The sequence below is a fragment of the Actinomadura monticuli genome (assembly GCF_041463655.1).
Lineage (GTDB): Bacteria > Actinomycetota > Actinomycetes > Streptosporangiales > Streptosporangiaceae > Spirillospora > Spirillospora monticuli.
Window position 1 is genome coordinate 55,955 of sequence record NZ_JAXCEI010000023.1, and the last position, 24,757, is coordinate 80,711.

Genomic DNA, 24,757 nt, shown 5'->3' on the forward strand with positions numbered 1-24,757 from the left:
GGCGCGGGCCCGGGAGGGCCCGTGCCTTACCCTCGGGTACGTGACCGAGCGTTACCCGGATCAATGGGAGGCCGACGTCGTCCTGAGCGACGGCGGCACGGCCCACCTGCGTCCCATCCGGCCCGAAGACGCCGACTTGCTGCGCTCCTTCCACGAGCGGCTGTCCCCGGAGTCGATCTACTACCGGTTCTTCTCGCCGCGCCCGCACCTGTCGGACCGCGACGTGGAGCACTTCACGACCGTCGACTACGACCGGCGTGTCGGGCTGATCGCCACGATCGCCGGGGTGATGGTGGCGGTCGTCCGCTACGACCGGCTCGGCGAGCGGCCGGAGACGGCGGAGGTCGCGTTCCTCGTGGAGGACGCGCACCAGGGCCGCGGCCTCGGCGCGGTGCTGCTGGAGCACATCGCGGCGGCCGCGCGGGAGCGGGGCGTGCGGCGGTTCGTGGCGAGCGTCCTGCCTGACAACCGCCGGATGACGCGGGTGTTCCGGGAGGCGGGCTACCGTGCGGAGCAGCGGTTCGAGGAGGGCGTGATCGAGCTCGTCCTCGACCTGGAGCCGACCGACACCTCGCTCGAGGTCATGGCGGCGCGCGAGCACCGGGCCGAGTCGCGGTCGATCCAGCGGCTGCTGTTCCCCGGGTCGGTCGCGGTGATCGGGGCGAGCCGGGCGGAGCACACCGTCGGGCAGACGGTCCTGCGCAACCTGCTGGCCGGGGACTTCAGCGGGCCCGTCTACCCGGTGCACCCGACGGCGGTGGCGGTGGCGGGGGTCCGCGCGTACGCGTCCGTCCTGGAGATCCCGGACGACGTGGACCTCGCGGTCGTCGCCGTCCGCGCCGACGCCGTCCACGAGGTCGTGGAGCAGTGCGCGAGCAAGGGCGTGCGCGGCCTGGTCGTCGTGTCGTCCGGCTTCGGCGAGGTGGGGGAGGAGGGACGTGCCGCCCAGAAGGAACTGGTGAGCCTTGCGCGCGCCTACGGGATGCGCGTCGTCGGACCCAACTGCCTGGGCATCGCCAACACCGACACGGACGTGCGGCTCAACGCGACCCTGGCGCCGACCATGCCGGGACGGGGGCCGGTCGGTTTCTTCTCCCAGTCCGGTGCGCTCGGCATCGCCATCCTGCAGCGGACGGCCGAACGCGGCCTCGGCCTGTCGACGTTCGTCTCGGCGGGCAACCGGGCGGACGTCTCCGGAAACGACCTCATGCAGTACTGGGAGGAGGACCCGGCGACCAAGGCCGTCCTGCTGTACCTGGAGTCGCTGGGCAACCCCCGCAAGTTCGCGCGGCTGGCGCGCAGGCTCGGCCGCCGCAAGCCGATCGTCGCGGTGAAGAGCGGCCGCAGCACCCAGGGCGTCCCGCTGGGGCACGCCGCGCGCGCGCTCACGCTCCCGGACCACGCGGTCAGCGCGCTGTTCGAGCAGGCCGGCGTCATCCGGGTGGAGGACCTGTCCGAGCTGTTCGATGTGGCGCAGGTGCTGGCCTACCAGCCGCTCCCGGCCGGCGACCGCATCGCGGTCATCGACAACTCCAACTCGCTGGGCCTGCTCGCGCAGGACGAGGCCGCCGCGCTCGGCCTGGACGTCCGTCCGCGCGTCGACCTCGGCCCCCGCGCGGACGCCGACGACTACGAGGCCGCCCTCGCCGGCGCGCTCGCCGACGACACGGTCGACGCGGTCGTGGCGCTGTTCACGCCGCCGACGATCGGCGGCTACGACGTCCGCGTCCCCGAGAAGATCCTGCGGCTGGCCGCCGGCGCGGGCAAGCCGATCGTGGCGACCTACCTGGGCACCGAGGGCATGCCCGCCGACCTGCGCGTCCCCGGACCGGACGGGATGCCCGCCGAGGGGTCGGTGCCGTCCTACCCCTCGCCGGAGGACGCCGTCCGCGCGCTGGCCTACGTGATCAGGTACGCGCAGTGGCGGCGGCGCCCCGCGGGCCGCATGCCGGTCTTCGACGACGTGGACCGCGACCGCGCGCGCGTCCTCGTCGCGGAGTGGCTCGGCGACGGCGGCCCGGTCGACGTCGCGCCGGAGCGGGCGGCGGAACTGCTCGCCTGCTACGGCATCGAGGTCGCCGAGGGCGGGGCCGGGGTGCCGACCCGCGTCGTGGTCAGCGAGGACCCCTCGTTCGGCGCGCTGATCTCGTTCGGCATCGCCGACGAGACCGCCGACCTGCTGGACGACCGCGCCTACCGCCTGTCGCCGCTCGCGGACGTGGAGGCGGCGGAGATGGTCCGCGCGATCCGCACGGCCCCGCTGCTGCTCGGCCACCGGGGCGCGGAGCCCGTGGACGTCAAGGCCCTTGAGCGGCTGCTGTTGCGCGCGTCCCGCCTCGGCTACGACCTGCCCGAGGTGGCGCGGCTGGAGCTGAACCCGGTCATGGTGGACGGAACGGGCGTCACGGTGCGCGAGGTCAGGCTGACCCTGGAGCGCCCCCTGGGCCCCCGCGCCGAAATGGCCCCCCGCCGCCTCTAACCGGGCGGGGCCGGCGGACGTGGGTCCGGGGTCGGCGGGACCGGGTCGGGTTCCGGGCCCGGCGGGATGGGCTCCGGGGGCGGCGCCGGCGGCGTCGGTTCCGGAGCGGGCCCGGGCGGGACGGGTTCCGGCGGCGGGCCGGGCGGGACCGGTTCGGGCGACGGGCCCGGCGGGACGGGGCCGGGCGGCCGCGGCGCGGGGCCGGGCGGCGGCTCGGGCGGCACCGGCGGCTGCGGCGTGGGGGCCGGGTCCGGGGTGGGCGGCGGCACCGGCGGCGGGGTCGGCAGTGGATGCTCGTCCATGCCATGCCCCTACCCGCCAGGCGGGCGGATGACCGCGCCGGGGCGCTCATGTGCGCGTCCGCCCCGGACAGGGCAGGATGGGAGCCATGAGGGAAACCCGAGCGACCGCAAGCGGGTTGCGCACGGCGATCGAGCGCAGCGGTTACTACCCGGCCCTGGTCGCGGACGCGGTCGAGTCGGCCGTAGGCGACGAGCGAGTCGTCGCCTACGTCGTTCACCATGAGGCGACGTTCGACCCCGCGATGGAGGTCCGGCGGCACGTGACGGTGCTCGTGCTGTCCGCGGCCCGGCTGCTGGTGTGCCACACCGACGAGCACCCGCCGGGCGAGGGGATGGCGCAGCCGCACGCGTCCACCACCACCGAGGCCGTCAAGCTGGAACGCGTCCAGTCGGTCGCGGTGACGCGGGTCGTCCCGGACCCCGCGTCCTACGTGCCGGGCGTGCCGCCCACCGAGGTCGTGCTGACCATCGGCTGGGGCGCCATCGCCCACATCGACCTCGAGCCGGCGACGTGCGGCGACGAGAACTGCGAGGCCGACCACGGCTACACCGGCAGCGTCACGGCCGACGACCTGTCCCTGCGGGTCAGCGAGGCGGCGGACGGCGCGGACGCGGTGGCCCAGGTGCTGGCGTTCGCCGAGGAACTGTCCGCCGCGACCGCCCGGTGACCGGAGCGGAGCGCCGGCGGAGCGGAGGGCGCCGGGTGGTCTGCTCGTCAGGGGGTGTGGGGGGTCCCCCCACGAGGTGGGCGGCCCGGTGACGGGGGCGGGAGCGGGAGCGGTGCCGGAGGCGCCGGTTCCGCGGTACGGGGCGGGCGCCCTCGCCGACCTGCCGGGCTCGGTGCTGGCCTCGCTGGGCGTCCCGGACGCGGTGAACGTGCTGGGCCTGCCCGGCCTGCCGCGCGCCTGCGTCCTGCTCGTCGACGGGCTCGGCTGGGAGCAGCTCAAGGAGCATCCGGACGAGGCGCCCTACCTGAACGCGATGGACGGCGGCCCGATCACCGCCGGGTTCCCGGCGACGACCGTGACCAGCCTCGCCTCGCTGGGCACCGGCGCGCCGCCGGGCGCGCACGGCCTGCTCGGCCTGCAGGTGGCGATCCCCGGCGCCGGCCGGCTGCTGAACTGCCTGCACTGGAAGGACGACGACCCCGACCCGGCGGTGTTCCAGCCGGTCCCGACCGCGTACGAGCGGGCCGCGGCGGACGGCGTCGAGGTCGGCTACGTGTCGCTCCGCCAGTACAGGCGGTCCGGGCTGAGCCGCGCGACCGCCCGCGGCGCCGAGTACCTGTCCGCCGAGGGCCTCGGGCAGCTCGTCGGCCGCACCGAGATGGCGCTGTGCCGGGGCGACCGCGCCTACGTCACCGCCTACCACGCGGACCTCGACGGCACCGGTCACCGGTTCGGCGTCGACTCCGCCGACTGGCGGCACCAGCTGCGGTTCGTGGACACGCTCGCCCAGCAGATCGCGGCCGTCCTGCCGCCCGGTTCGGCCCTGTACGTGACGGCGGACCACGGAATGGTCGACCCGTCCGAGCGGGTGGACGTCGATGCCGTTCCCGAGCTGCAGGAGGGCGTCGCCCTCCTCGGCGGCGACGCGCGCTGCCGCTACGTCTACAGCGAGCCGGGCGCCCACGGCGACGTCCTCGCCGCCTGGACGGCGATGCTCGGCGACCGCGCCTGGGTGGTGCCGCGTGAGAAGGCCGTGGCGGACGGCTGGTTCGGCCCGCTCGGCGAGGGGATGGCGGAGCGCGTCGGCGACGTGGTCGCCGTGCCGCACGCCGACCTCGCGATCGTCGCGTCCGAGCGGGAACCGTGGCTGAACCGGATGGTCGGCATGCACGGCTCCCTCGTTCCGGCCGAGCAACTCGTCCCGCTGCTCACCACGTCCCGCCCCTGACACCCCGCGGATGTGAGATGAACCAGCCTTCGCCCCTCCCGAATCCGGGCATCGACGGTCAAACTGGCCCTGTGCACCCTCTCATCGAAGTGCCCGCGCTGGACCGGCTGCTCCGGCGGCAGACGCCCGTGGTCCTGCTGGACGTCCGATGGCACCTGGCGGGGCCGCCGGGGATCGAGTCCTACCGCAGGGGGCACCTGCCCGGCGCCGTGTTCGTCGACCTCGACCGCGACGTGGCCGGGCCGCCCGGCCCCGGCGGCCGCCATCCCCTCCCGGACCCCGTCGTCTTCGAGTCGGCGATGCGGCGGGCCGGGGTCTCGCGGGACGGCCTGGTCGTGGCCTACGACGACGCCGACTCCATGTCCGCGGCCCGCGTCTGGTGGTCGCTGCGCTACTTCGGGCACGAGCGGGTCCGGGTACTGGACGGCGGGTACCGCGCCTGGGTGGAGGCGGGGCACCGGGTGAGCGACGCCGAACCCGAGGTGAAGCCGGGCGACTTCATCGCCAACCCCGGGCGCCTTCCCGTCCTGGACGCCGAGGGCGCCGCCGAGCTGGCCACGGCGGGCGTCCTCCTCGACGCGCGCGCCGCCGAGCGCTACCGCGGCGAGCAGGAGCCCGTCGATCCGGTCGCCGGGCACATCCCGGGCGCGCGGAACGCCCCCACGTCCGGGAACGTCGGCGTGGACGGCCGCTTCCTGCCGCCCGAACTGCTGCGCGAGCGCTTCGCGAAGCTCGGCGCGACCGACGCCCTGGACGTCGGCGCCTACTGCGGCTCCGGCGTCACCGCCGCCCACGAGATCCTCGCCCTCAACCTCGCCGGCATCCCGGCCGCCCTCTACGTCGGCTCCTGGTCGAACTGGGTGACCGACCCGTCCAACCCGGTGGCCACCGGCGACGGCTGACGGGTCCGGGCGGGGCCGCGGCCCGCGTCAGCCGGCGCCCATGGCCAGGAAACCGGTCGTGGCCGGGGTACGGGGGAGGTCCGCCAGCGCCCGCGCCGGGGACCGGCCCGCCCTGACGGCGGCGTGGAACGCGGACATGAACTCCGGCGTGGCCTCGTCGCGCACGGGGGTGACGCTGGCGATCACCGTGGCGGCGCCGAGTGCGAGGAGGGCGCCGGCCATGCCGAGGACGGCGTCGCCCTCGTCGGCGCGGCCGATGTCGCAGGCGGACAGGACGATCAGGCGCGGCGGGACGGTCAGCGCGTCCAGGTCGTGCACCATCAGCGGGCCGTCGGCGAGCCGCAGCCGGGAGAACAGGGCGTTGCCCTCGCGGAACTCGCCGTGGGCGGCGATGTGGGCGAGGGCGGCGCCGTCCAGGGCGTCCCGGACGGGTTCCGCGCGCGCGTCGGACCCGGCCAGCACGCGGGCCCGCGGGTGCAGGCCGCGCAGGACGGCGACCTCGCGTCCGGCGTGCCGCAGGTCGGGGCCGGCGACGAGCACGGTGTGCCCGCCGGAGGGCGGGACCGCGCTCGCCTGGAGCCAGGCCCCCGCGGACGGGACGACCGTGAACGGGCGCCCCGCGAGCGAGGGGAGCGCCGCCCACGGCAGGCCGTGCAGCGCGCCGGTCGGGGCGATGACCAGGTCGCGGTCGCCGAGGGCGGCGGCCAGCGGGGCGAGCAGGACGCGGTCGAGGCGCTCGGCCGCGCCGGTGAGGGCGGCGAGCGCCTGCGGGTCGTCCCGCTCGGCGAGGCGGCGCGCCGCGAAGCGGATGAGGCCGACGCCGTCGCAGGCCCCCAGCCGGTGGCGCCGGGGCCGGCCGCCCGCGATGGTGACGGCGTGCAGCTCGCCGTCGATCGCGATCATCTCGACGAGGGCGCGGTCGCCGAGCGCCGCGGCGATCTCGGCGGCCTCGGCGGAGCGGGGCGGGGACGCGCCGGACGGGCGGCGCCGCGTCCGGGACCTGATCCGCGCCTCCAGGTCGGCCATGTCCGGCGAGAGGACGGACGGCACGCCGCCACGGGCGGTGTCGGCCGTGTGGTCGGCGCTGAGGGCGCGCAGCGCGGTCAGCGCGGCGGCCCGTTCGGGGTCCCCGGGCGGACGGACCCGGACCGGCCGCGCGATCGCCCGCCGCCGCTCCTCCACGGCGAGCAGCTCCCGCGCGGACCGGGCCAGGGCGAGGCCCAGCTCGGCCAGCTCGGTCGCGAAACCGGCCGCGCGGGCGCGCAGGTCGAGCGCGCCGAGCGCCTCGGCATGCTCTTCGGTGACCTGGAGCCCGGCCCGCACGGCCGCCACCGCGCCGCCCTGGTCGCCCCGCGCGGCGCGTTCGAGGGCGAGCGCGTGGCAGCCGGCGATCCGGGTGGACGCACGGCCGCCCGGACGTCCGACGGACGACAGCAGGTGCCCCGCGGGCCTGCCGAGCGCCAGCGCCACGCGCGCGGCGACGATGCGGGCCTCGTCGGCGGCGTCGGGCCAGCCGCCGCCCTCCAGCCGTCCGGCCGTCGCCGCCGCCGACCGCAGCAGCACGGTGGACCGCTCACCGGACGCCCACCTGGCCTTGAGCAGCACGTGCTCGGCCAGCAGCATCCAGCCGGTGCGCTCCTGCTCGGCGAACATGGTGCGGGCGTGCTCGGCCGCGTCCGTGGCCTGCTCCGGGTCGCCGTCGGCCAGTTCGGCGTGGGCGAGGAGCAGGAAACCGTCGGCGACGTCGCATCCGTACCCGTTCTCCATGGCCGCGTCCAGGGCGGCGGCGAGGACGGGGCGCGCCTCACCCGGCAGACCGGCCATGATGAGGGTCTCCGCCTGGTCGAACCGGCACTGCGCCAGGCGCTCACCGGTCAGCCCCGGCTCGGCCTCCGCGTAGAGGCGAAGCGCGCGCGGGACGTCCCCGCGCCGCGACACCGCGAAGGCCAGATTGCCCTTCGACATCGCCGTCTGATGACCCAGCCCGGCCGCCTCGCCGACCGCGACGGCCTCCGACAGGGCCTCTTCCGCGCCGTCGTAGTCGCCGCGAAAGGCCAGCGCGAGACCCAGGTTGGTGAGCAGACCGTTCAAGACGGCCGGCTCGTGCCCGCCGCGCAGGCGGGGCAGGGCGCCGGCGGCCACCTCGCGCGCCTCGTCCAGCCGCCCGGCACGCGCCAGAGCGCACGCCGTGTTCGCGGCGAGCCGGTCCGCGTCCGGGCCCTCCAGGACGGTCTCGGCCGCACGCGCGTGGGCCAGCGCCTCCGCGACGGCGCCGCGCGCGGTGAGCAGGCCGACGAGGTTCATCCGCACCTGCGCCGCCGCATAGCCCTCGGCCAGTTCGAGCGCACGGTGCAGGAAGCCGAGGCCCTCGTCCAGCCGCCCCAGCTCCTTGGCCGCCAGCCCGGCCACCCGGAGCGCGAGGACGCCGCCGTCCTCCGGCAGGCCGCCGTCCTCCAGCAGGGCGAGGGCCCGCGCCAGCGCCGTCGCCGGGTCCATCGCGGCCGTCCACAGCAGCGCGCGCTCGTCCGGCCCGGTCACAGGCGGATCCAGCTCGTCACGATCGAGGACCCGTCCGCCAGCCGGAACACGAGGCTGACCAGGCCCTCCGGGACGCGCGGGACGCAGAACAGCCCGGCCGGCTCGGCCCGCGCCGTGATCCCGTCCGGCGGCAGGTCCCGGTGCCGGACCTCGACGACCGCCGCCGCGGACGGGACGAGCCGCCCGGTGATCTCCCGTTCCCGGCCGCGCTCGGCCACCTCGATCTCCACCGTCGACCCGGGGCACGCGAACGTCAGCGTCCGGCCCGCCGCGCCGCGCACCCCGGCCGCGGCTCGGCCGGGCCGGTCGTGCGCCAACTCCGCCAGCGTCGCGGACGGCGTCCGCCACACGATCGACGCGCGCGCCGCCGCCAGCACCTCCGCCGGGACGGGATCCAGGATCTCGAACGCGTCCCGGACCCCGGACATCAGCTCGTCGTCGTTCACGGGACGAGCCTCCGGAGGGCGTCCAGGCAACGCGCCCGGGTCGGCGCGACGCTGCCGACCGGGATGCCGAGCGCCGCGGCCAGCTCGGCGTGGCTCGGCGCCAGCGCGAACAGCCGCAGCAGCGTCCGGCAGCGGCGCGGCAGCGTGTCGAGCGCGCTGCCGACCCGGCCGAGCCGCTCGCGCGCCGCGACGATCCGCTCGGGGCCCGGCTCCGGCCGCCGGGGCGCGGGAACCATCGGCAGGTCGCGGCTCTTGCGCCGCACCAGCCGCATGCTCTCGTTCCGCGCCGTCGTGGCCAGCCAGCACCCCGTCGCGGCCGGATCGCGCAGCGCGTCGATCCGCTCCACCAGCCGCAGCCACGTGGTCTGCACCACGTCGGCCGAGTCGGCGTCGTTCAGCCCGTGCGAGCGGGCGATCGACCACAGCAGCGCGCTGTGTCGCTCGACCAGCCGGGCCCACGCGTCACCGTCGCCGTCGCGTGCCCGGACCACCAGTTCGTCCGTTCCGTCCCTGTGGGCCACCGAAGTCTCCTCCCGAGGCCCCCCGCTGTTCGTTGACCCTATGCCATCGAGCGCTGACCGTCAGTATCTTTTTCCGACTTTACGACCACGCCCAGGTCTGGCAGGACCCGATGCGACGCCGGATCGAGGACGCGGTCGGCCGCCGTGACCGCGTCGACGCCGTCCGCCGCGGCCCGGCCGGCGATCCGCCCCGCGACCACGGGCGCCGCGAAGGACGTCCCGCTCCACGTCGCGTACCCCTGGAACAGGTCGGGATCGATGCCGCGCACGCGCGGCCGCGTCCCGTCGAACGACACAAACGTGCTGGCCACGTCGACGCCCTGCGCGCAGGCGTCCACCCACCAGCCGTGGTTGGAGAACCAGGCGCGGTCGCCGCCGTCCAGCGCCGCGACGCCGATGACCGGCTTCATCGCGGCCGGCCAGAAGGGGCGGTCGGTCGCCGCGTTGCCCGCGCACGCCACCACGACCGTCCGGCGGCCGAGCGCGGCGACCGCCCGCGCCAGGACCGGGGACGGGCGGTCGTCGTAGGTGTGGCAGCCGAGGGAGATGTTGACGACGTCGGCGCGGCCCCGCTCCGCGATCCGGCGCAGCGCCCGGATCACGTCCAGTTCGTCGCCGACGCCGTCGCCGCCGATGACCCGGTGGGCGCGCAGCCGCGCGGCCGGCGCCTGCGCCAGCACCACGCCCGCGATGAACGTGCCGTGCCCGGCCTGGGCGTCCAGGTCGTAGTCGAGGTCGGCGTCCAGCACCTCGGCGACCTCCGCGCGCTGCTCGCGGTACCAGCCGGTCTCGGCGTACCAGGGGTGCGGCGACAGCCCGGTGTCCAGGATCGCGACCGTCACGTCCCGCCGCGCCGCCGCCCGCGCCGGGGCCGCCCGGGGCGCCGGCAGCGGCGCGGCCGGACGGGGCAGGTCCGCGGGCCCGCTCCACCACATCGGCTGGCCGAGGACGAGGTGGTTCGGCGACGCGCTCAGCGCGCGGAACCGGCCGTCCGTCCTGAGGAGGGCGGCGAGTTCGCAGACGTCCACCTTCGAGGGGGCGCGCAGCCGCAGCCGGGCGACGCCGCCCTCGTCCCGCCGCGCGTCGAACCAGCGCCGGACCAGGGACTCGGCGGCGCCGGCGTCGTGCCCGGCGACGAGGATCTCGTCCCGGCGGACGAGCGCCGGACGCCCCGGCAGCGGCTCCACGACCTGCGCGTCGGGATGGCGCGCGAGCACCCGGTCCAGCCGCGCCCGTTGATCGAACATCGGTCCTCGCTCTCGCCCGCTGCCGCCCGCGCTCATAGTGCCGGATCGGCGACGCCGGGTCACCGGAAACGGACGGAGAGTCGCCGTCGGCCGTGGCCGGGCGCGGCCGTACCGCGTTGCCGGCTTTCGCCGCGGACCGGCCGCCGAGGGCCTACCCTTGTCGCCCGGGCCCGGTGAACGGCGCGCATCGCATGGTCAAGCGTTCAATAAACAACGGTCTCCCGGTGGTGCGAGACGGGCCGATGATGCACAATGAGGGACGCGGACGCCGACTTGGGACGTACGAGGCCGTAGGGGAAGACGAGCCTCGGTACAGATCCAGGAGGTCCGGTGACCGCACGTGGCGTCTTTTACGTCCACTCCGCGCCGCCTGCGCTGAGCCCGCACATCGAGTGGGCCGCCGCAGGTGTTCTCGGTGTGCCCGTTTCCCTTGAGTGGGCAGATCAGGCGGCCGCGCCGGGAACGCTGCGCGCCGAGCTTCATTGGGAGGGCAGGCCGGGCACCGCCGCGGGGATCACCTCCGCGCTGCGCAACTGGAAACTCGTGCGGTTCGAGGCCACCGAGGACCCGACGCCCGGCACCGACGGCGTCCGGTTCAGCTTCACCCCGTCCCTCGGGGTCTTCTCCGGGGTCATCGGGGCCAACGGCGACATCCTCGTCCCCGAGGACCGGCTCCGCTCCGTCATGGCGAACGCCGCCGTCGGCAAGATCACGCTGGAACACGAGCTCGAACGCCTCCTCGGCACCCCGTGGGACAACGAGCTGGAGCCCTTCCGCAGGGCCGGCGACGGCGCCCCCGTCCGCTGGCTGCACGCCGCCGTCTGAGGCCCGGCCCGGCGGGCCCCGCCGGCCCCGGGCGGCCCGGAGCGTGCCCGCCCCGCAACGAGCGCGCCCCGCCTCCACCGAAGGCCGGACGGCCACATGCCCGCGGCGCGCGCCGCCTGACGAGAACGTGACGAGAAAGGGAACGGCCCGGCGGCTGTGAAGCCGCCGGGCCGTTCCCTTACGCGTGTCCTGCGTCGTCCCGCGTGTGCGCGGGTCAGAGCGCGCGCTGGAAGGCCACCGAGACGTTGTGGCCGCCGAAGCCGAACGAGTTGTTCAGCGCCGCGGCCGGGCCGTCGGAGATCTTGCGCGGCTCGTCCCGGACGATGTCCAGGTCGGCCTCGTCGTCGAGGTCCTCCAGGTTGGCGACGAAGGGGATGAGCCCCTCCTTCAGCGCGAGGACGGTGAAGACCGACTCCAGCGCGCCGGCGCCGCCGAGCAGGTGCCCGGTCATCGACTTGGTGGCGGTGACGGCGACCTGGCGGGCGGCGTCCTCGCCGAGCCCCGCCTTGATGGAGGCGAGCTCGGCCACGTCGCCGGCCGGGGTCGAGGTGGCGTGCGCGTTGATGTGCACGATGTCGGCGGGCTCCAGCCCGGCGTCCTTCAGCGCGCGCTGCATCGCCTTGGCCTGCCCGGCGCCGCTCGGGTCGGGCAGCACGATGTCGTAGGCGTCGCCGGAGTAGCCGCAGCCGGCCGCGATGCCGTGGATCCGCGCGCCGCGGGCGCGGGCGTGCTCCTCCGACTCCAGGATCAGCACCGCGGATCCCTCGCCGAGGACGAACCCGTCGCGGTTCTTGTCGTAGGGCCGGGACGCGCGCTCCGGCTCGTCGTTGCGGGTCGACATCGCGCGCATGGCGCCGAACGAGGCCATCTGCAGCGGGTGGATGCACGACTCGGTGCCGCCGCAGATCACCACGTCGGCGCGGCCCGCGCGGATCATGTCGATGGCGTAGCCGACGGCCTCGCCGCTGGACGCGCAGGCGCTGACCAGGGCGTGCGAGCCGGCCATCGCGCCGAACTCGATGCCGACGTGCCCGGACGCGCCGTTCGGCATCAGCATCGGGACGGTGAACGGGGAGACCCGCGACCAGCCCTTCTCGCGGAACACGTCGTAGCTGTTGAGGGCGGTGTGCAGGCCGCCGATGCCGCTGGAGAACACGACGCCGAGGCGCTCGCCGTCGACGGTGTGGCCGCCGTCGACGCCGGCCTTCTCCATGCCCTTCTGCGGCTTGCCGCCGGTGGGCGGGGCGAACCCGGCGTGCGCCCAGGCCTCGCGCGCGGCGATCAGCGCGATCGCCTGGTTGCGGTCGAGGCGGCGCATCGACTGGCGCGGGATGACCTCCTCCGGCTGGACCTTCAGCGTCGCGGCGAACCGGACCGGCAGGTCCTCCACGCCCTCCCACTCCAGAGGGCGGACCCCGGACTCCCCGGCGAGCAGGGCGGACCAGGTCGACGGCAGGTCTCCGCCGAGAGGTGTCGTTGCACCGAGACCGGTCACCACGACTCTGGTCTGGCTCTTGCTCATGTGGGTGCTCCTTGCGGACGGTGGGGGGATGGAGGTCGGGCGCGCCGCCTCCGGCCGGAGCGGCGGCGCGCCTTCCCCGCGGATCTAGCTCTTGGCCGTGGTCTGCAGGTTCTGGACGAAGTTGATGACGTCCTTGACGGTCTTCAGGTTGCGCAGCTCGTCGTCGGGGATCTCGACGCCGAACTGGTCCTGCGCGGCGACGGCGATCTCGACCATCGACAGCGAGTCGATGTCGAGGTCGTCGATGAAGTTCTTCTCGGGGGTCACCTCGGCCTTGTCGATGCCGACGATGTCGTCGATGATCTCGGCGAGGCCGTCCAGGATCTGCTGTTCGGTGGCGACTGCCATGGTTCTGCGTTCTCCTTCGGTGGGTTGGTCCAGAGCCTGCGAGCGGCGTGACGGCCTACGGGATCTGGATGACTTGGGCAGCGTAGGACAGTCCGGCGCCGAACCCGACCAGCAGGGCCGGGGCGCCGGACGGAACGTCGCCGCGTTCGATCATGCGTGACATCGCCAGCGGGATGGAGGCGCCGGAGGTGTTGCCGGTGTGGACGATGTCGTCGGCCACGACGGCGTTGGCGGCCTTCACCTTGCGGGCGATGGCCTCGATGATGCGCAGGTTCGCCTGGTGCGGGACGATGGCGGCGAGGTCCTCCGGCTTGACGCCGGCGCGCTCGCACGCCTCCACCGCCACGGGGGCGATGGCGGTGGTGGCCCAGCGGAACACCGCCTGCCCCTCCTGGCGGATGAACGAGTTCCGGTCCTCGATGATGATCTTGTCGTACTTGTCGCCGGCGCTGCCCCACACGACCGGGCCGATGCCGGCGGATTCGCTGGCGGCGACGACCGCCGCGCCCGCGCCGTCCGCGAAGATGATGCAGGTGGAGCGGTCGGTCCAGTCGATCCACTGGGACATCTTCTCCGACCCGATCACCAGCGCGTTGCGGGCGCTTCCGGTCCGGACGGCGGCGCTGGCGGTGGCGAGCGCGTAGCAGAAGCCGGCGCAGGCCGCGTTCAGGTCGAACGCGCCGGGCGCGTCGATGCCGAGGCGGTGCGCGACCTGCGCGGCGTGGCCCGGCATCGGCGACTCCGCGGAGCAGGTCGCGAGGATCACGAGGTCGATGTCGGACGGGGCGAGCCCGCTGCCCGCGAGGGCCTTGGCGCCCGCGTGCACGCCCAGCTCGACGATGCCCTCGTCGTCGGCGGCGATGTGCCGCTGGACGATGCCGACGCGGCTGCGGATCCACTCGTCGCTGGTGTCGACCTTGGCGGCGAGGTCGTCGTTGGTGACGACGCGGGCCGGGCGGTAGTCGCCGAACGCCAGGACGCGGGAGCCGGCGGTCATCGCGGGGATCTGGAGTGCGGCGGTCATGACGCGTCCGCCTCGATCAGCGCGCGGGCCTTGTCCAGGTCGGCGGGCGACTTGAGGGCGACCAGCTCGACGCCCTTCAGCTCGCGCCGGGCGAGGCCGGCCAGCGTCCCGGCGGGCGGCAGCTCGATGATCGCGGTGACGCCGAGGTCCCGCATGGCGGTCATGCACGCGTCCCAGCGGACGGGCGCGCTGACCTGGTCGACGAGCCGGCCGACGAACTCGCGGCCGTCCTCGACGACGGCGCCGTCGCGGTTCTGCAGCAGCGTGGTGCGCGGGTCGGCGACGGGCGCGCCCGACGCGAGGCGGCGGAGCGTGTCGACGGCGGGCGCCATGTGCTCGGTGTGGAACGCGCCCGCGACCGACAGCGGCCGGAGCCGCGCCTTCGCGGGCGGCTCGTCGGCGAACTCGGCGAGCTGCCCCATCGTCCCGGCGGCGACGATCTGGCCGGCGCCGTTGACGTTGGCGGGCGTGAGCCCGTGCTTGTCGATGGCGGCGAGGACCTCCTCCGGGTCGCCGCCGAGCACGGCGGTCATCCCGGTCTCGGTGACGGCGGCGGCCTCGGCCATCGCCTTGCCCCGCTCCCGGACGAGCACCAGCGCGGCCTCCGGGGAGAGCACCCCGGCGATCGCGGCGGCGGCCAGCTCGCCGACGCTGTGCCCGGCGACCGCGTCCGGCAGCCGGTCCTCGTAGAGGACCTCGAACGCGGCGAGCGCGGCGGCGACCAGCAGCGGCTGCGCCACCGCGGTGTCGCGGATCTCCTCGGCGTCCGCCTCGGTCCCGTACCTGACCAGATCGAGCCCGGTGACGGCCGACCACCAGGCGAGGCGGTCGGCGACTCCGGGTATCTCTAGCCATGGCTGCAGGAAGCCGGGGGTCTGGGCGCCCTGGCCGGGCGATGCGAGGAGTATCACAGCGTCCAGCCTGCCGTTGATGGCCGCCGGACTCGATACCGATCAGAACGAAGTTTCCCCTGACCCCTTTGTACGACCCCTACAACGCCGGCCCCCGAACACTGGTGAACATGGGGAAGGGGCTCGGCGGAAACGGCGCTGCTACACGGCGCGGGTCTCGAACCGGCCCAGCACGAGCGCGATGCGGAGCGTGAAGGCGTTGCGGCCGTCGGTCGGGGCCAGGCCGGTCAGTTCGGTGACGCGGCGGAGCCGGTACCGGACGGTGTTGGGGTGGACGAACAGCAGCCGCGCGGTGGCCTCCAGCGACGAGCCCTGCTCGAGGTAGGTGGTGAGGGTGTCGAGGAGGGGGGCGCCGGCGGCGAGCATCGGGTTGTAGACGCTGTCCACCAGGTAGCGGCGCGCGTCGTCGTCGCCGTCCAGGGCCCGCTCGGGCAGCAGCTCGGTCGCCTGGACGGGGCGGGGCGCGTCGGGCCATCCGGCGGCGGCGCGGAGCCCGGCCACGGCGGCCTGGGCGGAGAACGTCGAGCTGTAGAGGTCGGCGACCTGGGGGCCGACGACGACGGGCCCGGGGCCGCACTTCGCGGCGATCGGACGGGCCGCCTCGACGGGGTCGATCTCGCCGCCCATGATGACGATGACGCGGTGCCCCTGGACGCCGGCGAGCACGTCGGCGCGGGCGCGGCGCGCGGCCAGCTGCATCTGGTCGATGGTGACCTCGGGCTCCTCGTCCTCGGGGGTGAACCCGGCGATGACGGTGACCGGCTTGGACGTCCAGCCGAGCGCGGCGGCCCACGAGTGCATGCCGTCGTCGACCTCGCCGCGCAGCACGGCGTTGACGACGAGCGCCTCCAGCCGCGCGTCCCAGGCGGCGCGCGTCTCGGCGGCGCGCGCGTAGACCTGCGCGGCGCCGAACGCCACGTCCCGCGTGTAGCGGAGGATGGCCTCGCGGAGCTGGGCCTCGCCGCCGGGCGCGGCCAGCTCGTCCAGCCGGGTCTCCACCACCTCGATGATCACGCGGATCATGTCGATGGTGTGGTGCAGCTTGATGGACCGCAGCAGCTCGCGGGGCGCGGTGCCGAACACCTCGCCGGCGATGGCGGGGCGCGTCTTCTCGTTGTTCTTGAACCACTCGACGAACGCGGCGATGCCGGCCTGGGCGACGAGCCCGATCCAGGAGCGCTGGTCGGCGGGCATGCGCCGGAACCAGGGGAGCTGCTCCTCCATGCTGGTCAGGGCCGCGGTGCCGAACGTCCCCATCGCCTTCTCCAGGCGCTGGGTGGTCTGGTCGCGGATTACGGCCTCGCTCGCGGTGTCCACAACCCAAGGGTGCCACCAAGGCGGCGATGACCCGCCCTCAACCCGCGATGACCCGCCCTCAACCCGGCGAACGCGTCAGCCCGGTGTGACGCTGGAGGCGCGCCCGAGCGCGATGTCGGTGAGGTTGCGCAGCGACGGCGAGCCGGGGGCGAGGTAGTCGCTGTGGCCGCCGGATCCGGCGTCGAAGACCCGCGCCCCGAACGCGGGGGAGACCGGGTCGGCGCCGAGCCCGAGCCCGAAGACGCGCACGTGGGGGACGTCCTCCATCCAGTCCGTCGCTCCTCGTCCCGCCCAGACGCGGGCCGTGCCGCTCAGCATGGAGGCCGACCACGCCGTCGTGCCGGGGCTGCCGTACAGGGCGATGTCGGTGACCTGGCGCCAGGCCGCGGTGTCGGGGCCGTCCAGCGCGGCGCGCCCGCACACCACCGACCCGTAGCTGTGGCACAGCAGCCCCACGCTCGCCCCCGGGTTGACGCGATGCAGGCCCGCCATGAAGTGGCGCAGCTTCCCCGCGCCCTCGGAGGCCCGGTCGTCGGTGAGGACCTCGCCGCTGAACGTCTTCGGCGCCGCGTATCCGAGCCAGGCGACGACCGCCAGCCCGGGACTCGGCGACAGGGACCGGGCCTGCGCGTAGACGGCGCGCGCGCCGCCGCCCGGCGTCGACCAGGGCTTGCCGCCCCGCCCGTCGAACGCGGACAGCGTGGTGTCGGCGCCCGGGACGAGTATCGCGACCCGCCGCGCCCGGGTGATGTCGCCGATGACCTCGATGGCCCGCCCGCCGCCGCGCGGGTCGAAGTAGAGGAAACGGCGCCCGGGCCGCAGGAACGCGCCGAGCGCCCGGCCGCGGTCCGCGTCGCCGACCGCCTGCGCCGTCCGCAGCGCCCTCTCGATGGCGCCGCGCTCGGCGGCGAACCGGACGTCCAGCGTCGAGGGCGCCATCACGGGGACGGGAACGGGCGCGGCGTAGGGGTCGGCGTGCCCGGTCCCGGCCGTCGTGAGCATGATCACGCCGATGCACGCGGTCGCCGCCAGGGCCCTGCGCGGCCGCCGGGAGAGCGGCCGCCGGACGGACGTCCTCGGCGTCGTGCGGTGCGGCGGCATCGTGCGTTTCTACCATCCAAGATCTTCACGCGGGCGGCGAGGCCGCCGTCCGGGCCACGCCGAAGCCGCCGGAGTAGGGATCCGCGCCGAAGCCCACCCCTGGCGAAGCGGACGTTGGGCACGTGCCGCATCCAGTCGCCCACGGCCCGGCCCGCCCACACGCGCGGCGCCTTCACCGCGACCGCGATGGACAGCTTCGTCCCGTCCGACACGACGATGCCGCGCCGCATCGTCTCGGTCGTCGGCAGCGACACCGTCCCGGCGGTGAGCCCGGCGGTGAGGACCAGCCCGAGCGGGTCCGCGAGCAGCACGTCCCGTCATACCTGGGTACGGTGCGAGGCGTGGAGCCCGTCGAAGCGCTGCGCCGGATCGCGTTCCTGCTGGAGCGCGCCCGCGAGCCGACCTACCGCGTGCGGGCGTTCCGCACGGCCGCCGACCTCGCCGAGCGGACGTCCCCGGACGAGCTGGCGGCCCGCGCCGGGGAGGGCACGCTGACCGCCCTGCCCGGCATCGGCAAGGTCACCGCGCTGGTGATCGAGGAGGCGCTGCGCGGCGAGACCCCCGTCTACCTGCGCCGCCTGGAGGCCACCGAGGGCGAGCCGCTGGACGAGGCGGCGGCCGCGCTGCGCGCCGCGCTGAAGGGCGACCTGCACACCCACAGCGACTGGTCCGACGGCGGCTCGCCCATCCTGGAGATGGCGGAGACCGCCCGCGGCCTCGGCCACGAGTACCTCGCGCTGACCGACCACTCGCCGCGCCTGAAGGTCGCGAACGGCCTGTCCGCCGACCGCCTCCGCCGCCAGCTCGACGTCGTGGCCGCGCTGAACGTGGACCTCGCGCCGTTCCGCGTCCTGACGGGCATCGAGGTCGACATCCTGGAGGACGGCACGCTCGACCAGGACCCCGGGCTGCTCGAACGGCTGGACGTCGTCGTCGCCAGCGTCCACTCCAAGCTCCGCATGGACCGCGTCGCGATGACGAAGCGGATGGTCGCCGCGGTCGCGAACCCGCGGGTGAACGTCCTCGGCCACTGCACCGGGCGGATCGTGAAGGCGGGCGGCAGGCGCGGGGGCCTGCGCCCCGAGTCGGAGTTCGACGCCGCCCTCGTCTTCGACGCCTGCGCCGCCTACGACGTCGCCGTCGAGATCAACTCCCGGCCGGAGCGGCTGGACCCGCCCAAGCGCCTGCTCCGCCTCGCCGTCGAGGCCGGCTGCCGCTTCTCGATCGACTCCGACGCCCATGCGCCGGGCCAGCTCGACTGGCAGCCCCTCGGCTGCGAGCGCGCGGCCCGGTGCGGGGTGCCGGCGTCGATGATCGTCAACACCCTCCCGGCCGGGGACCTGGTCGCGTGGACGCGCGCGAACGCGTGACCGGTCAGCCCGCCAGGGAACAGGTGTTGACGAGGTCGCCGGTCGCCGGGCGGGGGAGAGTCGCGCTCGCCGGCGGTGTCGCGCCGCCGTCCGTCCACGATTCGAGGGCGGTGAAGGCCGTCCGCATGCAGGGGAGCAGGGGGCGGAGACGGTCCGGGTAGACGTCGTAGAGGCCGTCGGTGTGGTTGGCGGCCTCAAGGCGGTAGTAGCGGTAGGGAGCCTTTCCGCGGGCGCGGACGAGTTTCGCGTAGACGTCGGAGTCGGTGCTGATCGGCAGTAGCGAGTCGTAGGTTCCCTGGAGAGTGATCAGGGGTTTGCGGATCTCGCCGGTGAGGGAGACCCGGGCCACCGCGCGGTGGACCTCCTCCGGGCGGTCGGCGTAGTTGTAGTCGGCCTCTTCGCCCGTGTAGGACGGGTCGAACTCCTCGCGGTAGATGCGCTGGGTGAGTTCCCAGTAGACCTGGTCGTGGAACGGCCAGAGGAATTCAGAGCCGGGCGCGAGGCCGGCCTTCAGGAGCGCCTCGTGGGCGGACGCGTCGCCGGTGGCCGCGTAGGACGGGTAGGCGCGCAGGACGGCGGGCAGGTAGGTGAACAGGCTCGGGCCGCGGGCGCGCCACAGGGTGCCTTCCGCGTCGATGCCGCCGTCGTAGAGCTGCGGACGGTTCTCCAGCTGCCAGCGGACGAGGTAGCCGCCGTTGGAGATTCCCGCCGCGTAGGTGCGGCGCGACGTCCGCCCGTAGCGTTTCGCGACGACCTTCTTGGCGGCGCGGGTGAGCTGGGTCAGGCGGTCGTTCCACTCCGCGACGGCGTCGCCGGGGCGGCGGCCGTCCTTGTAGAACTCGACGCCGCTGTTGCCCTTGTCGGTCGCCGCGTAGGCGTAGCCCTTGCCGAGCGCCCAGTCGGAGATGGTGACGTCGTTGGCGTACTGGCGGCGGTTGCCGGGGGACCCGGCGACGACGAGGCCGCCGTTCCAGCGCTCGGGCAGGCGGATGACGAACTGCGCGTCGTGGTTCCAGCCGTGGTTGGCGTTGAAGGTCGAGGTGTCCGGGAAATAGCCGTCCAGCTGGATGCCGGGGACGCCGGACGGGTTGCGCGTTCCGGCGGCGTGCAGGCCCGCCCAGTCGGCCGGGACGGTGTGCCCCGAGCCGACCGTCCCGGCGGTGGTGAGGTCGTCGAGGCAGGCGGCCACCTGCTTCTGCGTGGGGCTAGCGTTGGGCTCGCCACGGTCCCGCCCACCGCGAGGGGTATCGATGACCGACATCACGCACCGCTTCGTCACGTCGGAGAGCGGCCTGCGCATGCACGTCGCCGAGGCGGGCGAGGGGCCGCTCGTGCTGCTGCTGCACGGGTTCCCCGAGTGCTGGTACTCCTGGCGCCACCAGCTCACCGCGCTCGCCGAGGCCGGTTTCCACGCCGTCGCCCCCGACCAGCGCGGCTACGCCCGGACGGGCGGCCCGGACGACATCGGCCAGTACACGATCCTGCACCTCGCCGGCGACGCGGTCGGGCTCATCGGCGCCCTGGGCGCGGACCGCGCCGTCGTCGCCGGCCACGACTGGGGCGCGCCCGTCGCGTGGGCCGTCGCGCAGATGCGCCCGGACAAGGTGCGCGGGGTGATCGGCATGTCGGTCCCGCACCGCCCGCGCAGCAGCCGCCCCCCGATCGCGTCCATGCGCCGCATGTTCGGCGAGGGCTACTACATCGTTCGCTTCCAGTCGCCGGACGTCCCGGAGGCCGAACTCGACCGTGACCGCGCCGCCACGTTCCGCCGGATGTTCTACGGCGTGTCGGGCGACGGTCCGGGCTCGGCGATGACCGCGCCCGAGGGCGGCGGCCTCCTGGACGTGCTGCCCGAGCCGGAGAAGCTGCCCAGCTGGCTCACCGCGGCCGACATCGACGCCTACGTCGAGGAGTACGCGGACAGCGGCTTCACCGGCCCGATCAACTGGTACCGCAACATGGACCGCAACTGGGAGCTCACCGCCGCCTGGCACCGCGCCCCCATCGGGCCGCCCGCGCTCTACATCGCCGGTGACCGCGACCTCGTCGCCGTCGGCGCGCACCAGGTGATCGACTCCATGACCGACTTCGTGCCCAACCTCCGCGACACCGTCTGGCTGTCCGGTTGCGGCCACTGGACGCAGCAGGAACGGCCCGCCGAGGTCAACGAGGCCATGCTCGGCTTCCTCCGCGCCCTCTAGGACCCGAGAGACGGCGGACCCCGCCACTCGGCAATCCCCGGCCGGTCGTCCTCGACGGCGGACCGGTCGCGACGTTCCGGCTCGCGTACACCTCCGACTCGGCGACCCTCGTCTGCGCGGGGGACGAACAGATCTGGCGATGGAACGAGCGGAAAGGTGCGCTCTGGCGCTTCTCCTAGCGTCGGGATTCTTTAGCCCGCAGGGTCTCCAGCGTCGCAGGGGCCTCGGCGTTCAGAATTGTCGGACCCGGCGCGTAGGTTCGCCGCGTGAACCGCACCGACCGTTTGTACGCCCTGGTGGAGGAGCTGCGCGCCTGCGCGCCGCGCCGCCTCGCCGCGCGCGAACTGGCCGCGCGGTACGAGGTGAGCGTCCGCACGATCGAGCGCGACATCAGCGCGCTCCAGCAGGCCGGCGTGCCGATCTTCGCCGATGTCGGCCGGGGCGGCGGCTACACGCTCGACAAGAGCCGGACGCTGCCGCCGCTGAACTTCAGCCCCGCCGAGGCCGTCGCCGTCGCGATCACCCTGTCCAGGGCGGGCGGCTCGCCGTACTCCCGCTCCGCCCGCACCGCGCTGCACAAGATCGTCGCCGCGATGTCGGCGGACGACGGCGCCTCGGCCCGCGAGCTGGCGGCCCGCATCCGCTTCATGGCCCCCGCCGGGAACGACGACCCGGCGTCCGTGCCGGCCGTGCTGGAGGAGGCCGTCCTGACCCGCCGTGTCGTCCGGCTCACTTACATCGACCGTACGGGCACCGAAACCGAGCGCGACGTCGAACCCGTCACGTTCACGGCGTCCGGCCAGGGCTGGTACCTGACCGCCTGGTGCCGGATGCGGGGCGGCCGCCGCATCTTCCGCACCGACCGCGTCCGCCGCGCCGTCCTGCTTGAGGAGCCGGCCCCCGATCGCAGCGCCGAGACCATGCACGACGACATCCCCGCCGACTACGTCGTCCGTCCCCTGCAATTCGTCTGAGACTCGTCTCGTCTGAGGCCCGTCCGGCAGGGTGGTCAGCAGCCGCGGCGGGGCAGTCAGCAACCGCGCCGGGGGTCGTCAGGAGCCTTGGCGGCGCGGTCGGGAATCGCGGCGGGAGCGGGCGGGAAGACTGCGGCGACGGCGCGGATGACGGCGGTGCGGCGGGCGGACGACGAGGGGTCGTCGGCGGTGTGCCGGGCGACGGCGGCCAGTTCGGCCTGGTCGAGCCATGTGTGGGCGATCTGGGAGACCACGGCCATGATGTCGACGGGGTCCCATGAGGGGTCCAGGTCGCCTGCCGCTTGGGCGCGGCGGATCTTTTCGATCTTGCCGAGGATGGCGTCGCGATAGGGGCTGGCAGCGCCGACGGATTCCGGGGCGTCGGCGGGTTCCGGGGCGTCGGCGGGTTCCGGGGAGCCCGGGGGGTCTGGGGCCAGTTCCAGGCGCCCCCAGGCGATGAACCGGTACCGGTCGGGGTGAGCGGTGAAGTAGTCGAACAGCTGCCCGGCATAGGCCGGCAGGTCCGCGGGGTCCAGGTGGACGGCATCCGCCGCGGCGGCGAGTTCGGCGGCTGCCACGTGCTGGTACAGCTTCTCTTTGCTGCGGAAGTAGGCGTAGACGCGTTCCTTGCTGGTGCGGGCGGCCTTGGCGATCCGGTCGACGCGGGCGCCGGCGATCCCGTGCCGGGCGAACTCGTCGCGGGCGGCGGCGACGATCCGGTCCTGGGTCGAGTCGGCGGTGCTGGCCATGGCCCAAGCCTAGCCAACCGAACCGTTCGGTTTGATGCCCTCGGACGAGTGGGTAGTGTGGTGCAGGGCCATACCGAACGGTTCGGTTCGTTGTTTGCGGCTACGTGAGGGAGAGTTGGTCATGCGGAAGCGCACTCTGGGCGGCCAAGGGCTGGTCACCTCGGCGATCGGCTACGGGACGATGGGCCTGACGATGGCCTACGGTCCCGGGGACGAGCAGGAGGGGATCGCCGCCATCCGGCGCGCCTACGAGCTGGGCGTTACCTTCTTCGACACCGCCGAGCTCTACGGCCTGGGCACCGGCTCCAACGAGATCCTCGTCGGCCGGGCGGTCAAGGACTTCCGCGACGAGGTGGTCCTGGCGACCAAGTTCGGCTTCGACCTGTCCTCCGGGAGGATCTCCGGCCTCAACAGCCGCCCGGACAACATCCGCAAGGTCGCCGACAACAGCCTGCGCTACCTGGGCGTCGACCACATCGACGTGCTCTACCAGCACCGCGTCGACCCGGAGGTGCCGATCGAGGACGTCGCCGGCACGGTCAAGGAGCTGATCGACGCGGGCAAGGTGAAGTACTTCGGGCTGAGCGAGGCGGGCCCGCAGACCATCCGCCGCGCGCACGCCGTCCAGCCCGTCTCCGTCCTCCAGACCGAGTACTCGCTGTTCGAGCGCGACGTGGAGCGGCTGTTCCCGGTGCTGCGCGAACTCGGCATCGGGTTCGTGTCCTACTCCCCGCTGGGTCGCGGCTTCATCACCGGCACCGCCAAGCCCGCCGGGTCCTACGACCCGACCGACATGCGCAACGGCGACCCCCGCTGGCAGCCGGGGAACTTCGAGAAGAACCTGGAGGCCGTCGAGCGGCTCACCGAGCTGGCCGCCGCCAAGGACGCGACGGTCTCCCAGCTGGCGCTGGCCTGGGTCCTGGCCCAGGGCGAGGACATCGTCCCCATCCCTGGCACCCGCAGCCCCAAGCGCGTCGAAGAGAACACCGCCGCCGTCGACCTCACCCTCACCCAGGAGGACCTGGACGCCATCGCCCAGATCCTGCCGACCGGCGGCTACGGTGCCCGCTACGCCGAACAATCCCTCCCCACCTGGGTCTGACCGCCCTGGGAGTCCAGCGGACCACCTCGACTCTCGTCGTGCCCTTCGTTCAGCCTCGGTTCCCACAGCCTGTCGTTGCTGCCGACCTGCTGCTCGACGCAGCCCGCGTCCGCGCCGGATCGCGGAGGTGAGCGTGCCGCCGCTTGCCAGGGCGCCCGGCCCAACGCCGGCCGTTCCGCCGCCGGAGCCCGGTTCGCGGACGAGAGGCTCGACGAGTGCCACGAGCTGATCACCTTTCCGGACGCCGGCATACCGGGCGGCGGGCTCGGCCATGTGGCCGCCCTTGGTTGAGAGCGGTTTCCGCTTTGTTGGCCGGGGAGCCCGTCGGGCAACCGTCTCGGTGTCTTCGATGGGCCGTTCGGTTGCCTGGCCGACCGGCCGTATGGTCGGGCCGGAGTTCCCGGTGTATCGCGGGCGTATCGGAGAACCCATACGCCACTGCAACAGTCTCCCGTCTTCCATGAGGCGCGGACCACAGCCATCCGGCAGGACAAGCACTCTCTCCGTGCCGCACTGGCGAGCGGCCGGCGAGAAGGGCCACGCCGAATGGTCGCGGCAGTCAGCGGTGAGCCTTATCGGATTCACGGCGACATCGGCCGTGTGCCGTGGCGCAGATGGACTCGGTGCCGCTGGTGGAGGCCTCGGTCAACGGCGGGCCGCCGAAGCGCTTCACGTTCTACGCCGACGCCCGAACCTGTCGCGGCAGGTCCACCTGATCACGAGCTCGATGGCCTGAAACGTCTCAGGTTTTCGTGAAGTCCTGTTTAGTGCGGCTGGAATGTTCCGAATTGCATGGGCCGTGTTCGTGGAATCGTGGTGGGGGCGGCGCTGCGTACGGGGCCGCCCCTCCAAAGTCAAGGGCGCTTCGCGTCGCTTCTCGATGGCCTTCGGCCACCCTTGACTTCGGAGCCTCTGCGGCCCCTGAGCGCAGCTTTCGTCGGGCAGGCTCCGCCTGCCCTCTGCCCGACGCGCCGCCCCCACC

The 24,757-nt window shown here is 74.3% G+C and carries 23 protein-coding genes; 9 read left to right on the forward strand and 14 right to left on the reverse strand.

Features of this window, described 5'->3' with window-relative positions; genetic code table 11:
- The first annotated feature begins 40 nt into the window (after positions 1 to 40).
- Complete coding sequence (locus SM611_RS34115; protein WP_371954458.1) at positions 41 to 2,479, forward strand: bifunctional acetate--CoA ligase family protein/GNAT family N-acetyltransferase; 2,439 nt, start codon at positions 41 to 43, stop codon at positions 2,477 to 2,479.
- Here SM611_RS34115 and SM611_RS34120 read toward each other — a convergent pair.
- Positions 2,476 to 2,781, reverse strand: a complete 306-nt coding sequence (locus SM611_RS34120) for a hypothetical protein (RefSeq protein WP_371954459.1) — start codon at positions 2,779 to 2,781, stop codon at positions 2,476 to 2,478. The two genes, SM611_RS34115 and SM611_RS34120, sit on opposite strands and share 4 nt — an antisense overlap.
- Positions 2,782 to 2,867: 86 nt before the next feature.
- On the opposite strand from SM611_RS34120, the gene SM611_RS34125 reads away from it, so the two are divergent.
- The 3 genes from SM611_RS34125 (at position 2,868) to SM611_RS34135 (ending at position 5,579) form a co-directional block, all read left to right on the forward strand.
- Positions 2,868 to 3,449, forward strand: a complete 582-nt coding sequence (locus SM611_RS34125; protein WP_371954460.1) for a DUF5998 family protein — start codon at positions 2,868 to 2,870, stop codon at positions 3,447 to 3,449.
- An 88-nt stretch (positions 3,450 to 3,537) separates the two neighbouring features.
- Positions 3,538 to 4,677: an alkaline phosphatase family protein gene (locus SM611_RS34130; protein ID WP_371954461.1), complete on the forward strand. Its 1,140-nt coding sequence runs from the start codon at positions 3,538 to 3,540 to the stop codon at positions 4,675 to 4,677.
- Between the two features lie 71 nt (positions 4,678 to 4,748).
- Entirely contained in the window at positions 4,749 to 5,579 is an 831-nt protein-coding gene (locus tag SM611_RS34135; protein ID WP_371954462.1) for a sulfurtransferase, read from the forward strand.
- Between the two features lie 27 nt (positions 5,580 to 5,606).
- On the opposite strand, the gene SM611_RS34140 is transcribed toward SM611_RS34135, so the two are convergent.
- The 4 genes from SM611_RS34140 to SM611_RS34155 are packed head-to-tail and all read right to left on the reverse strand — an operon-like array spanning position 5,607 to position 10,331.
- Positions 5,607 to 8,117: a CHAT domain-containing protein gene (locus tag SM611_RS34140; RefSeq protein WP_371954463.1), complete on the reverse strand. Its 2,511-nt coding sequence runs from the start codon at positions 8,115 to 8,117 to the stop codon at positions 5,607 to 5,609.
- Complete coding sequence (locus SM611_RS34145; RefSeq protein WP_371954464.1) at positions 8,114 to 8,563, reverse strand: hypothetical protein; 450 nt, start codon at positions 8,561 to 8,563, stop codon at positions 8,114 to 8,116. The genes SM611_RS34140 and SM611_RS34145 overlap by 4 nt, the downstream gene beginning before the upstream one ends.
- Positions 8,560 to 9,084 carry an RNA polymerase sigma factor gene (locus SM611_RS34150; RefSeq protein WP_371954465.1) on the reverse strand — a complete coding sequence of 175 codons (525 nt, stop codon included), beginning with the start codon at positions 9,082 to 9,084 and terminating at the stop codon, positions 8,560 to 8,562. Before SM611_RS34150 ends, SM611_RS34145 begins: the two co-directional genes overlap by 4 nt.
- A 38-nt stretch (positions 9,085 to 9,122) precedes the next feature.
- Positions 9,123 to 10,331 (reverse strand): S8 family peptidase, encoded by a 1,209-nt coding sequence (locus tag SM611_RS34155; protein WP_371954466.1) that lies wholly within the window; start codon positions 10,329 to 10,331, stop codon positions 9,123 to 9,125.
- 330 nt (positions 10,332 to 10,661) lie between these two features.
- Here SM611_RS34155 and SM611_RS34160 point away from each other — a divergent pair, with 330 nt between their 5' ends.
- On the forward strand, positions 10,662 to 11,156 hold the full coding sequence (locus SM611_RS34160) for a DUF3145 domain-containing protein (RefSeq protein WP_371954467.1): 495 nt from the start codon (positions 10,662 to 10,664) through the stop codon (positions 11,154 to 11,156).
- A gap of 214 nt (positions 11,157 to 11,370) precedes the next feature.
- Here SM611_RS34160 and SM611_RS34165 read toward each other — a convergent pair whose 3' ends face one another.
- The 7 genes from SM611_RS34165 to SM611_RS34195 form a co-directional block, all read right to left on the reverse strand.
- Positions 11,371 to 12,678: a beta-ketoacyl-[acyl-carrier-protein] synthase family protein gene (locus SM611_RS34165; RefSeq protein WP_371954468.1), complete on the reverse strand. Its 1,308-nt coding sequence runs from the start codon at positions 12,676 to 12,678 to the stop codon at positions 11,371 to 11,373.
- An 84-nt stretch (positions 12,679 to 12,762) separates the two neighbouring features.
- Positions 12,763 to 13,026: an acyl carrier protein gene (locus SM611_RS34170; RefSeq protein ID WP_371954469.1), complete on the reverse strand. Its 264-nt coding sequence runs from the start codon at positions 13,024 to 13,026 to the stop codon at positions 12,763 to 12,765.
- A 55-nt stretch (positions 13,027 to 13,081) separates the two neighbouring features.
- Complete coding sequence (locus SM611_RS34175) at positions 13,082 to 14,050, reverse strand: beta-ketoacyl-ACP synthase III (protein WP_371954470.1); 969 nt, start codon at positions 14,048 to 14,050, stop codon at positions 13,082 to 13,084.
- Entirely contained in the window at positions 14,047 to 14,961 is a 915-nt protein-coding gene (locus SM611_RS34180) for an ACP S-malonyltransferase (protein WP_371954471.1), read from the reverse strand. The genes SM611_RS34175 and SM611_RS34180 overlap by 4 nt, the downstream gene beginning before the upstream one ends.
- 141 nt (positions 14,962 to 15,102) lie before the next feature.
- Positions 15,103 to 16,278 (reverse strand): PucR family transcriptional regulator, encoded by a 1,176-nt coding sequence (locus SM611_RS34185; protein WP_371954472.1) that lies wholly within the window; start codon positions 16,276 to 16,278, stop codon positions 15,103 to 15,105.
- A 75-nt stretch (positions 16,279 to 16,353) separates the two neighbouring features.
- Positions 16,354 to 17,280, reverse strand: a complete 927-nt coding sequence (locus SM611_RS34190) for an alpha/beta hydrolase (protein WP_371954516.1) — start codon at positions 17,278 to 17,280, stop codon at positions 16,354 to 16,356.
- 2 nt (positions 17,281 to 17,282) lie between these two features.
- Positions 17,283 to 17,690 (reverse strand): hypothetical protein, encoded by a 408-nt coding sequence (locus SM611_RS34195; RefSeq protein WP_371954473.1) that lies wholly within the window; start codon positions 17,688 to 17,690, stop codon positions 17,283 to 17,285.
- Between the two features lie 30 nt (positions 17,691 to 17,720).
- Between SM611_RS34195 and SM611_RS34200 the strand changes: the two genes are divergently transcribed.
- Positions 17,721 to 18,749, forward strand: a complete 1,029-nt coding sequence (locus SM611_RS34200; protein ID WP_371954474.1) for a PHP domain-containing protein — start codon at positions 17,721 to 17,723, stop codon at positions 18,747 to 18,749.
- Between the two features lie 4 nt (positions 18,750 to 18,753).
- On the opposite strand, the gene SM611_RS34205 is transcribed toward SM611_RS34200, so the two are convergent.
- Complete coding sequence (locus SM611_RS34205; protein WP_371954475.1) at positions 18,754 to 19,938, reverse strand: tannase/feruloyl esterase family alpha/beta hydrolase; 1,185 nt, start codon at positions 19,936 to 19,938, stop codon at positions 18,754 to 18,756.
- Between the two features lie 61 nt (positions 19,939 to 19,999).
- On the opposite strand from SM611_RS34205, the gene SM611_RS34210 reads away from it, so the two are divergent.
- A complete protein-coding gene (locus tag SM611_RS34210; protein ID WP_371954476.1) occupies positions 20,000 to 20,950 on the forward strand; it encodes an alpha/beta fold hydrolase in 951 nt (316 codons plus the stop codon).
- A gap of 266 nt (positions 20,951 to 21,216) precedes the next feature.
- Positions 21,217 to 21,924: a helix-turn-helix transcriptional regulator gene (locus SM611_RS34215; protein WP_371954477.1), complete on the forward strand. Its 708-nt coding sequence runs from the start codon at positions 21,217 to 21,219 to the stop codon at positions 21,922 to 21,924.
- Positions 21,925 to 21,980: 56 nt separating this feature from the next.
- On the opposite strand, the gene SM611_RS34220 is transcribed toward SM611_RS34215, so the two are convergent.
- Positions 21,981 to 22,673, reverse strand: a complete 693-nt coding sequence (locus SM611_RS34220) for a TetR/AcrR family transcriptional regulator (RefSeq protein ID WP_371954478.1) — start codon at positions 22,671 to 22,673, stop codon at positions 21,981 to 21,983.
- Between the two features lie 121 nt (positions 22,674 to 22,794).
- Between SM611_RS34220 and SM611_RS34225 the strand changes: the two genes are divergently transcribed.
- Complete coding sequence (locus SM611_RS34225) at positions 22,795 to 23,775, forward strand: aldo/keto reductase (RefSeq protein ID WP_371954479.1); 981 nt, start codon at positions 22,795 to 22,797, stop codon at positions 23,773 to 23,775.
- The last annotated feature ends 982 nt before the right edge of the window (positions 23,776 to 24,757 follow it).